Source organism: Rhodococcus sp. ENV425, from assembly GCF_002887785.1.
In the GTDB taxonomy this organism is placed as follows: domain Bacteria; phylum Actinomycetota; class Actinomycetes; order Mycobacteriales; family Mycobacteriaceae; genus Rhodococcus; species Rhodococcus aetherivorans.
Window position 1 is genome coordinate 16,623 of record NZ_PCZU01000147.1, and the last position, 14,027, is coordinate 30,649.

General features: G+C 67.8%; 8 protein-coding genes. 7 read left to right on the plus strand and 1 reads right to left on the minus strand.

Annotated features, from left to right (window positions below):
- The first annotated feature begins 13 nt into the window (after positions 1-13).
- The 7 genes from CQZ88_RS11550 (at position 14) to CQZ88_RS11580 (ending at position 9,480) form a co-directional block, all read left to right on the plus strand.
- On the plus strand, positions 14-1,687 hold the full coding sequence (locus CQZ88_RS11550) for a thiamine pyrophosphate-binding protein (protein WP_065922498.1): 1,674 nt from the start codon (positions 14-16) through the stop codon (positions 1,685-1,687).
- A 20-nt stretch (positions 1,688-1,707) separates the two neighbouring features.
- Positions 1,708-2,364, plus strand: a complete 657-nt coding sequence (locus CQZ88_RS11555) for a hypothetical protein (protein ID WP_006943756.1) — start codon at positions 1,708-1,710, stop codon at positions 2,362-2,364.
- 2 nt (positions 2,365-2,366) lie between these two features.
- Positions 2,367-3,422 carry a 3-oxoacyl-ACP synthase III family protein gene (locus CQZ88_RS11560; protein ID WP_081637044.1) on the plus strand — a complete coding sequence of 352 codons (1,056 nt, stop codon included), beginning with the start codon at positions 2,367-2,369 and terminating at the stop codon, positions 3,420-3,422.
- 56 nt (positions 3,423-3,478) lie between these two features.
- Positions 3,479-4,450, plus strand: a complete 972-nt coding sequence (locus tag CQZ88_RS11565; protein ID WP_044476352.1) for an aminotransferase class I/II-fold pyridoxal phosphate-dependent enzyme — start codon at positions 3,479-3,481, stop codon at positions 4,448-4,450.
- Positions 4,451-4,460: 10 nt separating this feature from the next.
- Positions 4,461-5,861 (plus strand): cytochrome P450, encoded by a 1,401-nt coding sequence (locus CQZ88_RS11570; RefSeq protein ID WP_006943751.1) that lies wholly within the window; start codon positions 4,461-4,463, stop codon positions 5,859-5,861.
- Between the two features lie 253 nt (positions 5,862-6,114).
- Positions 6,115-8,310 carry an MMPL family transporter gene (locus CQZ88_RS11575; protein WP_180986994.1) on the plus strand — a complete coding sequence of 732 codons (2,196 nt, stop codon included), beginning with the start codon at positions 6,115-6,117 and terminating at the stop codon, positions 8,308-8,310.
- Positions 8,311-9,195: 885 nt separating this feature from the next.
- Positions 9,196-9,480 carry a chorismate mutase gene (locus CQZ88_RS11580; protein WP_006943743.1) on the plus strand — a complete coding sequence of 95 codons (285 nt, stop codon included), beginning with the start codon at positions 9,196-9,198 and terminating at the stop codon, positions 9,478-9,480.
- A gap of 768 nt (positions 9,481-10,248) precedes the next feature.
- On the opposite strand, the gene CQZ88_RS11585 is transcribed toward CQZ88_RS11580, so the two are convergent.
- Complete coding sequence (locus tag CQZ88_RS11585; protein WP_006943737.1) at positions 10,249-13,077, minus strand: LuxR family transcriptional regulator; 2,829 nt, start codon at positions 13,075-13,077, stop codon at positions 10,249-10,251.
- Positions 13,078-14,027 lie beyond the last annotated feature (950 nt).

Genomic DNA, 14,027 nt, shown 5'->3' on the forward strand with positions numbered 1-14,027 from the left:
GGAGGAGCACGGCATGGTAACGAGCGGTCGAAGTCATGGACGCGAACAGCGGCGGGTCGTCGACTACCTGGTCGATGCGGTGGCCGCGCTGGGCGTGCGGAACATCTTCGGGGTGGACGGCGCCAACATCGAGGACCTCTACGACGCGGTCTTCGATGCCGACGTGGATGTGACCGGGGTGGTTGCCAAGCACGAGTTCTCCGCGGCCACCATGGCCGACGGGTACGCACGCTCGTCGAGTGGGCTCGGTGTTGTCGCCGCCACCTCGGGTGGTGGCGCGATGAACCTGGTCGCCGGACTGGCCGAGTCCTACACCTCGCGGGTGCCGGTGCTGGCCCTGGTCGGTCAGCCACCGACCACGTTGGAGGGCGGCGGGGCGTTCCAGGATTCCAGCGGCCGGGCGGGTTCGATCGACGCTGCGCGGTTGTTCTTCGAGATCTCCCGCTACTGCGCGCGGGTCGAGCGGCCCGAGGACATCGCCGAGCACCTGGAGCGGGCGGTGTCCGCGGCGCTGTGCGGTGGGCCTGCGGTATTGCTGTTGCCCAAGGATGTTCAGCAGGCCACCGTTACGGGGCCCCGGTTCACCCCGCCGACCCGCCGGGTGGTTCGCGATCACATCGGGCTGGCCCGGGTCGCCGAGATGATCGCCGCGGCCCGGCGGACCGGCAAGATCGTGCTCATCGTCGGCGATCAGGTGGCGCGCAACGATGCCCGCGCGCAGGTGCGGGCGTTGGCCGTCGCGTTGGACGCGGCGGTCGGGGTGGCACCGGATGCGAAGGATTGCTACGCCGCCGACGAGCATGGATTCTGCGGTGTGGCAGGCATAATGGGCCACGCCGAACTCGTCGACGCCGTGCAGCAGGCGGCGTTGTGCCTGCTGGTGGGCACCCGGATGCCGATGACCGCACGAGCCGGGCTCGACGGTGCGCTGGCCGGAGTGCCGGTGGCCAGCATCGGCGCCGAACCACCCTATGCGCCCACGGTGCACGCGGTGAGCATGGACCTCGGGTCGACACTGGACGAGCTCACGGCGCTGTTCGACGTCGACGGCGTACCGGAACCGGCAGGCCCGCAGGCCCTGACGACGCTGGAGGTACCCGACTCCTCGGGGCCGGGGCTGCGCTACCGCGAGGCCGTGGAGGCGATCACAGCGATGCTGCCGGCGGGAGCGGACGTGTTCGCCGACGCCGGGAACACGGGCGCATCGGTGGTGCATCATCTTTCGGTGCCCCGCGGCGGGCGGTTCGTGGTCGCCCTCGGGATGGGCGGCATGGGCTACAGCTTCGGCGCGGGGATCGGCTCGGCGTTCGCGCGGAACAGAAGGACGTTCGTGATCGCCGGGGACGGCGCGTTCTTCATGCACGGCCTGGAGATGCACACCGCGATCGAGCACGACCTGCCGGTGACATTCATCGTGTTCAACAACAACGCGCACGCGATGTGCGTGACCCGCGAGCAACTGTTCTACCGCGATCGATACAGCTTCAACCGATTCCGGCCGGCCCTGCTCGGCGAGGGGATCGCGGCGATGTTCCCGACGCTGCCGGCATTCGCCGCGCGAAGTGTCGGCGAGCTGACCGACGCGCTGGCACGCAGCGCGCACACCGAAGGGCCGTCGTTCGTAGCGGTGGACTGCGATCCCGACGAGATACCACCGTTCCTGCCGTTCCTGACCAGCCCCCGATAAAGAACCGAAGGAGAGAAATCGTGACCATCAGTCTTCCCGCTCTGAGCGACATCGCCGAGGATCTGATCCCGGGTGTGCTGCGGATCGAAAATTCCGACAAGGAGGCCACCACACCGATCATCGTGGACATGCTGCGGTCGGTGTACCCGCACGACCAGGTGTTCGGTCAGTTCTGCCCGGTCAACGCCTACATCGCGGCGCCGCCGCGTGAGGTGTACGAGTACCTTGCGGACACCCGGTGTCTGGAGGAGTGGACCTACAGCCTGCGCGGGTTCACCGAGACCGACGAGCCCGGGCTGTGGCTCTCCTACGACCGACTCGGCGACCAGACGAAATGCTATGTGCGCACCGTCGCGAACCCCGACGCGATGACGGTGGACTACCACTGCGCGTGGGACCAGGGCCGACACCTGTGGATGATCTATCTGATGCGGGTGGTCGATGCGCAGGTGGTGCTCAACAAGCCCGGATCGGTGGTGCTGTGGACCAACTGCCGCCACCCGTTCTACGACGAGAACCCTTACCCGGAGACGGCACCGGCGAACCGCCCGGTGTGGGTCGGCGACTTCTGGGACATGTTCTCCGCCGGACATCAGTTGGAGATGGACAACCTCAAGGCCATCTGCGAGTACCGCGCCACCCACGGTCTGCCGATCAAGCCGGAATGGATGAAATGAGCATGACAGTGCACGCACCGATGACAGCGGCCCGGCCCACGGTCAGCCTGGTCGACGTCGCCAGCTATCTACCGGAGAATCGGGTTCCCACCGAATATTTCACTCAGTTCTCCCGCTCGGACCGGATGGCGAAGAACGTCATGTTCCGCTCGCCGAAGTATCGGCACCACGTGGCCCGTGACGAGACTGCGGTGGACATGGTGGAGCGGGCGGTGGCCCCGCTGATCGACAGGCACGGCGCGGACACGATTTCGAACGTGGATGTGCTGCTCACCCACACCCAGCTGCCCGACAACCCGGTGCTCGGCTGCGGCCCGGAGGTGGCCCGCCGGTTGGGATTGCGCCCGGACTGGGTGATCGACGTGCACAACGGCGGCTGCGCGTCGTTCGTGCACATGATGGCGCTGGCCCGGACCATCCTGCAGAACTCCGATGCGACCACGGCGCTGGTCGCCACGACCCAGAACAGTGCGGGACAGGTCTTCACCCAGAGCGAGATCCGAGGGTTGGCGCATGCCTCGGTCCCCGGCGACGGCTGCGGGGTCGGCCTGTTGACCAAATCCGACGACGCCCCGATCCTGGGCATCGAATGCCGCACCTATCCGGAGTTCGGTGGGGACATGACCTTCGAGGGAGTTCCGGTCTCCGATCGCAAGTACTGGGAGCCGGGCCTCGGGCAGGTCTGCGTGGGGTTCACCGAGTCCAAGATCACCAAGGTGTTCGCCCGCGGCAACCGGCTGGTGCCGGAGGTGGCGCTGGCGGTCTGCGATCGGATCGGCGTGCAATCCGCCGAGGTCGACACCTTCGTCACCAACCAACCCAACCGGCTGTTCCTGCGGAACTGGCGCGAGGCCATGCAGCTGACCCCGGAGCAGCACCCGGACACCTTCGACGAGTGCGGAAACCTTTTCGGCGCCGGCATTCCGGTGACGCTGGATACCGCCAACCGGGACGGGCGCATCGGCAACGGGTCACTGGTGGTGCTGGCCGGATTCGCCCACGCCGGCGACTTCGCCGGTGCGGCCGCCGTCCGATGGGGAGCGGGGCCGACGCCATGACCGGCGAGATCGCGGAGGCGACGACACCGTCGGCGGGGAGCGGCGTGACCAGGCCGATGCCCCACTTCGAGCTCGGGCTGAGCGAGAACCCGTTCCCGCCGTTGCCGTCGGTGCTGGCGGCGCTGTACGAACAGATGGCCCGGGCGAATCGATATCCGGAGTTTCTGCCGCAGCGGCTTCCCCGGATCATCGCCGACCGGGTCGGTGTGGACCCGGAGCAGGTGGCGGTCGGTTCGGGCGCGACGGGGGTGGCGATGCAGATCATGCAGGCCGTGCTGCGAAGCGGCGAAACCATGGTGTTCGCGAACCCGACGTTCGACGGTTATCCGATCATGGCCGACATGTTGGGCGTGGAAGCGGTGGCGGTGCCGCTCGATCATGGTGGTCGCCAGGATCTGTGTGCGATGGGCGAGGCGGTCGACGACCGGACCGGGCTGGTGGTGGTGTGCCGGCCGCACAACCCCACCGGCACCCTGGTCTCCGCGGCCGACCTGGAGGTGTTCCTGTCCTCGATTCCGCCGCAGGTGGTGGTGATCCTCGACGAGGCCTACGTCGAGTTCATCGACGCCGCCGACGCGGTCGATGTGCTCGGCCTCATTCGCCGCTACCCCAATATTCTGGTGCTGCGGACGTTTTCGAAGGCATTCGGGCTGGCCGGGCTGCGCATCGGGTACGTATTCGGAGGGCGGGAGCTGGTGGCGCGGGTGCGGCGCCGGCAGCTGCCGTTCGGGATGAGTTGCGCGGCGGTGGCGGCGGTGACCGCCTCCTATGCGGCGGAGGACGAACTGCGGGACCGGGTCGCGCGGATCACCGCCGAACGCGAACTCTTGTGGGTGGCGTTGCGGCAGAACGGGGTGCATGTTCCCCGCAGCCATGCCAACTTCCTCTACCTGAACGGGTCGCGCATCGCACCGGCGCTGCAGCGCGCCGGCATCGTGGCAAAACCCTACGCCGACGGCAGCGCCCGCATCGCGGTGGGCGATCCCGCCGCCGGCCGCGCGGTGCTGCGGGCACTGCAGGCGATCTGAGGGCCGCGGTATGTCGACGATGTTGCCGCGTGCCTCGCAGTTACGTGCGGCCGGGCGCGGTGCTGTTCGCACGCTCACCGCCGGGGCCGATCCCGATCGCTATTTTCGGTGGCGGCGCGACCGCGACGGTGACCCGTTCGAGGTCCGGTTTCCCGGCTTCACGCCGATCCTGTTCACCGGACATCCCGAGGGTGCCCGAGATATCTTCCGTGCGCCCGTCGATCTGGTCGAGCCCCCGACACCGAATCCGATCGCGCCGCTGGTCGGGGACGCGTCGCTGATCTTGATATCCGGAGAGCGGCACCGCCGGGAACGGAAATTGTTGACACCACCGTTCCACGGGGAGCGGATGCGGGCATACGGCGAGATCATCCGCGATTCGACCCTCGATGAGATCGCCGACTGGACTCCGGGACGCATCGTCGACTCGCGGTCTGCCCTTCGGGCCATCACCCTGCGCGTGATCCTGGAGGCGGTGTTCGGGCTCACCGGCACCGAACGCCCGGCCGAATACATCCGGGTGGTCGCCGATTTCCTCGCCGCCTACACCGGCCCGCTGATGTTGGTTCCACCGCTGCGCCGCGGTGTGTTCGGACACGCGCCCTGGGATCGGTTCGTCCGCGCCCGCGACGAATTCGATGCGTTGCTGACCGAGGACATCGAGCGCCGGCGCGCGGAGCCCGAGGACGGCCGGGTGGACATCCTGAGCATGCTGCTCGCCGCGACCTACGAAGACGGGTCGCGGATCGACGACGGCGAACTGCGCGAGGAACTCCGCACATTGCTGGTGGCCGGGCACGAGACCACCGCGACCTCGGTGTGCTGGGCGTTGTTCCATCTGCACCGCCACCCTGAGGTCCGCGAGCGGGTGATAGCCGAGGTGCGGGACCTGGGCGCGACGGCGGCGCCCGAGGACCTCGCTCGGTTGCCGTACCTGGACGCGGTGTGCCACGAGACGCTGCGGTTACACCCGCCGGTGCCGATCGTGCTGCGCCGGCTGACCGGGCCGCTGCACGTGCGCGGCGTCCCGGTAGCCGCGGGCGCAACGGTCGGTATCGCCCTGCCGCTCCTGCATTCGCATCCGGATGTCTGGGAACGACCCGACCGGTTCGATCCGGAGCGTTTCGTCGGGCGGCACTACAGTCCGTTCGAATTCGCGCCGTACGGCGGCGCGCATCGACGGTGCATCGGGTTCGCCCTGGCGGAGTACGAGATGCCGATCGTGCTGGCGACCATCCTGTCGCGGGTCCGGCTGGCTCTGCCGGAGCGGGCCCTACGCCGGCCGCCGCCGGTGTCGGTCCCACACAACATCGCGACCGGGCCGCGAAGGCCGATCATGTTCGAAGTGTTGGGCCCGCGGCACCAGGACGACCGTTCGGACGGGTCGTCGGTCCCGCACGGTCCGGGGTGATGTCGAGCGCGGCGGCGCCCTGTGTTCCGGGCGGGGATGAATCCGATTGCCGACGATCGAGAGCAGGATCGAGATGAGCACCACCACCGACGGCTACCCGGCCGGGCCCGGGTCGCAACGCCCTCGCCATGGTGCAGACTGCGGCGCTCACGGCGGCGCCGGTAAACGCGACGACGAGCCGCGACACGCGGCATCGGAGGAACAACAGCTCACCACCGCGCATGGCAAACGATCGCGAAGGAGCGACGACGTCATGGTGACACGGCTCGCCACCCTCATCGTCGACCGTCCCCGCCGGGTTCTCGCCGGCGCCCTGGCCTTCCTGGTGCTCGCCGGTGTGTTCGGCACGGGTGTCTCCGCCGAGCTGAAGGTCGGCGGTTTCGACGACCCCGGCTCGGAATCGTCTCTGGCCGAGGCCTTCCTCGACGAGCGCTTCGGCGGCTCCACACCCAACCTGGTGTTGCAGGTCACCGCCCGCGCCGGCGATGTGAACAGCCCCGAGGTGATGGCCGCGGCGCAGCGGCTCGAGCGGCGGATCGCGGCGGAGCCGGAGGGGACCGAGGTCGGCTCCTACTGGACCACGCGGCTGCCGGATCTGCGCAGCACCGACGGCCGGTCCGGGCTGGTGCTGCTGCACGTCGGCGGCACCGCGGAACAGGCCGCCCGGCACACCACGACGATCCTCGCGGAGCTGCCCGAGGACCCGGCGGTGCGGGTGGCGGCCGGGGGCAAGCTGGGGCTGACCGACGCCCTCGAGACCCACGTGGCGCAGGACCTGAAGCTGGCCGAATCGATCGCGCTGCCCGCGACGCTGCTGCTGCTGATCATCGTGTTCGGCAGCGTGGTGGCCGCGCTGCTGCCGCTGAGCCTGGGCGTGGCCTCGATTCTGGCGACGATGCTGGTGCTGTTCGTGCTGGCCCAGGTCACCGACGTGTCCGTCTACGCGCTGACCGTGGCCACGGCATTCGGGCTCGGCCTCGCCATCGACTTCGGGCTGCTGCTGGTGTCCCGGTTCCGCGAGGAGCGGGCCGCCGGGCATCCACCACGGGAAGCGGTGATCGAGTCGGTCGCGACGGCCGGCCGCACCATCTTGTTCAGCGCGGCCACCGTGACGGTGGCGATGGGCGGGATGCTCGTGTTCCCCATCTACTTCCTGCGGTCGGTCGGGTTCGCGGCGATGGCGGTGGTGGTGACGGCGGCCGTGAGCGCAGTGGTGGTGCTGCCGGCGATTCTGGCACTGCTCGGTGGGCGAATCGACTCGTTGGCGGTGCGGCGCCGACGCGACCGGCTGGCGGCGGATTCGCCGTTCTGGCGTCGCACCGCGGCGGCGGTGACGCGCCGACCGGTGCGCGCCGCGCTGCCGGTGCTGATGCTGTTGCTGCTGATGGGCCTTCCGGTCCTGCACGCCCGGTTCGCGACCCCGGACGAGCGAGCGCTGCCGGTCGATTCGGCCGCGCGTCAGGTCACCACCGCGATCCGGGACGACTATGCCGCCGACAGCTCGGACGCGGCGATCTTGGTGGCGCGCAACGACGCGGCGGCGCTCGAGCGGGTGGCCCGCGAGGTGTCCGCGCTCGACGAGGTGGCCCGGGTGGACGGCGCCTTCGGCCGCTACCAACACGGGATGCTGGTGGCCGGTCCGGGACCGCAGAGCGCGCGCTTCACCGCCGACGATGCCGGGTACGTGCTGGTCGAACCGACGGTGGACGCGCAATCGGAACCGGCCCAGGACCTGGTGCACGAGATCCGGGCGCTGCCGGCGGTGGCCGAGAACCGCGTTGCCGTCGGCGGCCCGACGGCGACGCTGATCGACAGCAATTCCGCGATCGCCGGCCGTCTGCCGTCGGCACTCGCACTGCTGGCCGTGTCGACCTTCGTGCTGTTGTTCCTATTCACCGGAAGCATGATCGTGCCGATCAAGGCGCTGCTGCTCAACGTGTTCGTGCTCATCGCGGTGATCGGCGCGATGGTGTGGCTGTTCCAGGACGGGCACCTGGCCGCGATCACCGGCGTGACGCCCGCACCGCTGAACATCGGCATGGTGGTGCTGCTGTGCTGCATCGCGTTCAGCCTGTCGGTGGACTACGAGATCTTCCTGCTCAGCCGGATCAAGGAGGCGCGCGACGGCGGGGCGGACACCACCGAGGCGACCATCGAGGGCCTGGGGCGCGTCGGGCGGATCGTGAGCAGCGCGGCCGCCCTGCTCACCGTGACCTTGCTGTCCTTCTCGACCGGACTGTCGTTCATGCAGATGTTCGGGATCGGCACTGCGCTCGCCGTACTGATGGACGCCACACTGGTGCGCGGTGTGCTGGTGCCGGCGTTCATGCGGGTGGCCGGCGAGTTCAACTGGTGGGCACCGGGACCGCTGCGCCGACTGCACGCGCGGATCGGGGTGCGCGAGTCCCCGAGGTCGTCCGCTCCCGCAGGGTCGCGGCCAGGCAGCTGAACGTTCGGGTCGGCTGCGGCGTGCACGGGCTGCGCCACCAGCGGGGACTGTCCAGCGGCAGCGTGCCGAACAGCGTCCCCATCACGATGGTCCAGGCTGTCCCTGTGCCGCCGCGGGATTTCGCAGGCCGGGCACGCGAGCTGGGAGGACAGCGCGGTGGCGACCTGGTGTTCGACCACGGTGTCCTGCACCGCGGCGAACAGGTGCTCGGCCCAAACATCGCGGTCGAGGGTTTTCCCCGTCGCCGGTCACCGTGCCCATGCCGAATGATGTTCTCCACGTCAACCACTCGTGCCGGGTGCAACACCCGCCGAAACACACCACGAGAAGAACACCTTGAACAAGAAAGTGTTTCGCGCAGCGATGGCCGTTCCCGAGGCGATCCATCCCGTCAGGCTCGGCCCGCTTGCTCCCGCATCCGCGCCGTTGTTCAGCGTGCCGGTCGTGGGCGCCGTCCCGCCCGACGTGGCGAGGTTGCCGCGGAAACAAGAGTCGGCTACTCGTTACCGCCACGCGGTGAAGTGCGACGGCTTCGTCAAGGATGCTCTCCTCATACCCGATATGAGACCGGCAAGTACGTCGCAGAATGCGCCGATGAAGCGAGGCCTTCATGATCGAGGACGCAGCGATCACCGAAGCCACGAGACGGTTCACCCCCGGCTCGTCGCCGAACAGGCTCGCCCGGCAACGTGCCCGCCATCGCCCGGTCCGGCCGCCGACTGCACGATCCGTCCCGTCCCCACCCGTGACCCTTTCCCTCGGTGTGGAGATTTGCAGCCGTCGGTACTTCGTGGAATCCATAGTGTCGGTCTCGGTTCCACGGTGAACCGCCGACAACCACCGACAACCACCGACCTGATACGCGATAGTTGCCAGGAGCTGGAGATGAACCCACTTGCGTTCCCCCAATCGGACGAGCGATCGATCACAATCGAGTTCGACGAGCTGCACAACGAGATCGACCACATCGACGCGGAAATTCTCGCGGCGGTCGTCCGGCGCACGGAACTCTCTCGGAGAGTTGCCGCGGTCGAGCGGGCCTGCGGCGTCACCGGCACCCCGTACAAGCGCGACCTCGCGGTGATCCACCGCTTCGGAGTGCTCGGTAAGGAAGGTCACTCGCTCGGCAGCCTGCTGATCCGGCTGGCGCATCCGCGCAACCACCGCTGAACTTGCCACCCCAAACCCGACAAGAGGAGGACTTCCGATGAGAAACATCCGACTCAGAAACATCCGACGTGCCGGGTCGGTGGCAGCGGCAGCGGCGCTCGGTCTGCTGGCAGTCGGCACTGCGTCCGCGACCCCGCCGGTCGCCACACCCGAACCCGGCGGGGTCATCCGCATGGACCTGGCACCAGGGGAAACGTGGGAGTGCGAGGGATGGAGTCTCGAGCCGCCGTACCTACAAGTGGTCCCGGACTTCTACAAATTCGAGACCGGACCGAACCCGATCTTCTTCCGATACACACCCGGTACCCGAGCGTTCATCCAGTGCATCGGCACGGGTGCACCGTACTACTACGTCGGCCCAATCGTGACCGCCATCCCATAAGTTCGCGCACGCACTGTCAGCTTCGCTGATGGCCGGCTGCAGCGGATGATCTCGCCGCTCGTGCTCATCGATGTCCTCGATGAGCACGAGGCCCGGTTCTTCGGCCAGATCGGTGCCGCCGCCCTCGCGACCTACCAGCCCGGTACCGCAGGAACGGTGAGAGCGGCGCCCCTGCCCGAGGTGGCTGACGAGCTGACCGAGTGGGGTGTCTCGAGAAGGACGAGGTCCGTGCAGGTCGAAGGGCCGGAGCCGGTAGCGCGAAGCCGGGGCCGTCCCCCGCCTGGAATCGGGTGCTGTCCCGGCAACCGCGTCGCCAGGGGAGGCAGTCGAAGCGCCCTTGACGACGACCACGGGCGGGGTGGATCGCGTACAGCGCCCGGCGGTGATCACACGCAGTCCTTCACGCTGTCCCGGAAGGAGTTGGCGAGCTGCGTCCGGGAGCGGACACCAACCTTGCGATAAACCCGTCCCAGGTGCATCTCGATCGTCTTGACACTGAGGAACAGCTGCGTGGCGATCTCACGGTTCGTGCCACCGTTTGCAGCAAGCTGGGCCACCTCCAACTCCTGTGCGGTGAGCGCGTCGGCAACGCTTCCACTTCGCGCCTTGGCTGGTTGCCCGGCGGCGGTGAGTTCGGTGGCCGCCCGCGCCGCCCACAGGCGAGCCCCAATTCGCTCGAACCCGTCGAGTGAGCAACGAAGATGCTCGCGCGCGTCGCGCCGACGACCCGCCCGACGGAGCCGTTCGCCATAGCACAATCGCGTGCGGGCCGCATCGAACGGCGACGGGCACCGAGCGTGGAAGGCGAGTGCCCGCGAAAAGAACTCGTCGTAATCCCCATCGCCAGCTACCAACGCCATAGCCCGCCAGATCAAAGCACTGAGCGCCGGAGGCAGCGTCAATCCTGCGAATCCCCCCAGCTGATCTCGCATTGTGGCGCTGATGTCCGCACCGACCCGAACGTAGGCCTCGATGAGATCCAGGGACGAGACTCGCACCACCATCGGGTCGCGTACATCCGGCTCCGGGCCTCGATTGACCTCCTCGAGGTATGGAATCGCCCGATCGGGTCGGTTCAGGCTCAGCTCGAGCAGGCCCAATCCATCCAGCGCCACGTGATGCATCACGCCCAAGCGGGTGACCTCACGCTGTCGCAGCGATTCTGCAGCATGAGCACGGCAGGACTGTTCGTCACCAACTTGCGCTTCGAGCAGCGCAAGGCAGCCCAGCGCCGGACACAGCGTGAAGACGTCACCGATACCGGCCGCCAGTTCGGCCGCCTCCGCAGCCGCGGACCGGCCCGACTGCAGCCGTCCTCGCCTACTGTCGGCGAGCGCTGCAACATGCAGCGCCAGCGGTAGATGGCCCAGCGCGCCGCTGCGCCGTAGCTGATGAAGCAACGGGTCGAGGAACCCCCGCGGATCGATCTCCTCGCCGTACCAGGTCACACCACTGAGCGCGCCGACAAGGACCCACTCGATGTCGGGCTCACCTGCCGCAGGCTTCCGGGTCGACGCGGCCGCCTCCCGCATCCACCGCATGCCGTCCGACTCCTGGCCCATCAGTGTCAGAGCGTTCCCGATGACGGTCTTGCTCAGGAGTTGGGTGTTTCCGTCGGCCGGGGAAGCTGAGTGGGCGGCCTCCCGCGCGAGCGCACAGGCGCCCGCGGGATCACCCGCTGCCAGCGCTCCAATGGCAGCCGTGGCCCGCAACGAGGCCGCCCGCGCGGGGTCTACCTCGCTGACCGCAACCGCGCCGGCCTGCCACACCATGCGGGCGACGCTGGCCCGTCCCGTGTGAAGTTCAATTCGACCGCGCATGTCCGCGATGTCGGCATGCAGGACGGGATCGACCGTGTACTCTTCGGACTTCCTCAGCAGTCGCAGCGCAGTGTCAAGCTGTCCCGCGGAGTGCGCCGCGTTCGCGGCGGCACAGAATCGGCGCGCCTTCGAGGGGCCGTCCCTGGAGAGTTCAGCGGCGCGCTCGAGCGCCAGAGCGGCGCCGGCATAGCCGCTGCGTCTCAGCGCATGGTCTGCAGCCTGTTCGAGGGCTCGAGCGGCGGCCTCGTCAGGCCCCAGAGCGGCCTCGGCGAGGTGCCAGGCCCGGCGTTCCGCCTGTGACGGCGCCGTCATGACGGAGGCAACAGTTCGGTGGAGTGCCCGTAATTGGCCCGGTGTCAGATTGGTCAGTACGGCAGTACGCAGCAACGGGTGCACGAAATGAACATCGGCGACCTCGACGGCGACCAGCCCCTTGTTCTCGAGCGATTCCAGCGCGGCACAATCTCCAGGTTTCGCCGCCAGCGCGGCGAGCACCACCTCGAGGCCATCACCGGCGGCGACCGCGGTGATGCGGAGCGCGTGCAGCGATGCACGGTCGAGGGCGGAGATACGCGGGCCGAAGATGCGTGATGCGGCGTTCTCCGCCGAGAATGGCGCTCGGAGCGGGTCGGTGCCGGTCAGCTCAGCGCGGGTGAGGGTGCCGCTGACCTCATGCAATGCCAGTGGGTTGCCTCCGAGTTCCGCGGTAAGCGCGCGCACGACCTCCTCGGCGGGTGCAGCCGCGAATCGGGCGGTGAGCAACTCCGCGGCGGAATCCTCGTCGAGCGCGCCGATGTTCAGCTGCTCGATGTCCGCGAAGCCTCCGGCGTCGCGCGTGGCGATCAACAGCACGAGTCCCTCGGCCCGCAGTCGGCGTGCAGTGAAGGCGAGTGCCTCGGCGGTGGAGACATCCAACCATTGCGCGTCATCGACGAGCACGAGAGTCGGGGATCTCTCGGCCGTCGTCGCGAGCAACTGAAATGCCGCCGCGCACACAGCGAAGCGGTCACGGGGTCGTTCCGCGCTGAGCGTGAGCGCGCAGCGCAGGGCGTCCGCCTGAACGGCGGGCAGCGAACCGAGCCGATCAAGGACGGGCGTGAGCAATCGTCCTAGCGCTGCGAACGGGAACATGGTCTCCGCCTCGACCCCGCTCACGGACAACACTTTCAGTGTGCGAGCGCCGTCGCGGGCGTAGCGCAGCAGGCTTGTCTTACCGATCCCAGGATCCCCGGTGATGACGAGCGCGGCGCTCGCCCCCGTCAGGGGTTCCGCCAACAACTGATCAATTCGTGCGCATTCCGGCCGCCGCCCGAAAAGCACATTGGAATCGTTTGGGGTGCCGCTCGAGGCGTCGTCGAACACCCGATTGTGCCGCACCATGGTCGATTCGTGCATTGCTCCTTCTCGCTCCTTTATGAGTTCTAGGAAGTTTTCAAATCGACTCGATCAAGTCGTTCCCGGAGCGTTTTCGGTTCGAGGACTCCACCGGAATGGCAGCACCGTCACGCCAGCCGGATCGGTCCGCAACATCTTGTAGCAGTACATCCTTTCGCGGCCCACGGCCGGATATCCGAGCGGCCGCTCGAGGAGACCGTCATGCACGGATACCGACATCAATTGATGGACTTGTTCGACATAGAGGCCGTTCGGACCTCCACATGGGGCCGTCCACCCAGGTCACGAGCGCGTAACCGACGTCGTCCACGCCTCCCCGATGGCCGTTCATTTGTTCCAAACTGAGATTTGCCTCCTTGTCTATCTTCCGCTCGCTCGACCACCCGGAAACCCACCCTGGGTGGGCAATCGATCCACCCTCGGTGTTCCGTGCGGTCCGGCGCAGTCGCCAGTGAGCGATGTCATCTCTGCCCGATCGTGTGCTGGCGCAGTCGCCACCAACGATTTGCAGCATGTTCATCCGACTCGCGCGTCGTACAATCTTGCAGATTGCGCCGAAAAACGGCGCGCTGTCCGGTGCACTACTCGCGCAGCGGGCGCACCGCTTCTGCCGAGGCGTTCCAGCACTCGATTCGAATTCGAAGATTATCGAGCTCATACATCAGTCAGTGATCGCCGCAACGGACTCCGATTGCACCGCGCGTCTGCTACTTCGTCCGCCGTGGTTGTTGTGCGCTGATCGAGTAGTTACTGCACCACCTGATCGTCTTAGCTCGGGAGACAGTAAGCCCGAGTAGTCGGCTCCTCCATTCCCTGAGCTTGATTTTTGACCTGTGCGGTTTACACCGGCCGGTTCCTGCATGTCGGTTCTGACGCGTTTGCCCGCGTGGAAATACGGAGCGGGACGGGTGTTCTTCGAGCCGAAGGGTCGTCCGGGACCGGGCCGGGAG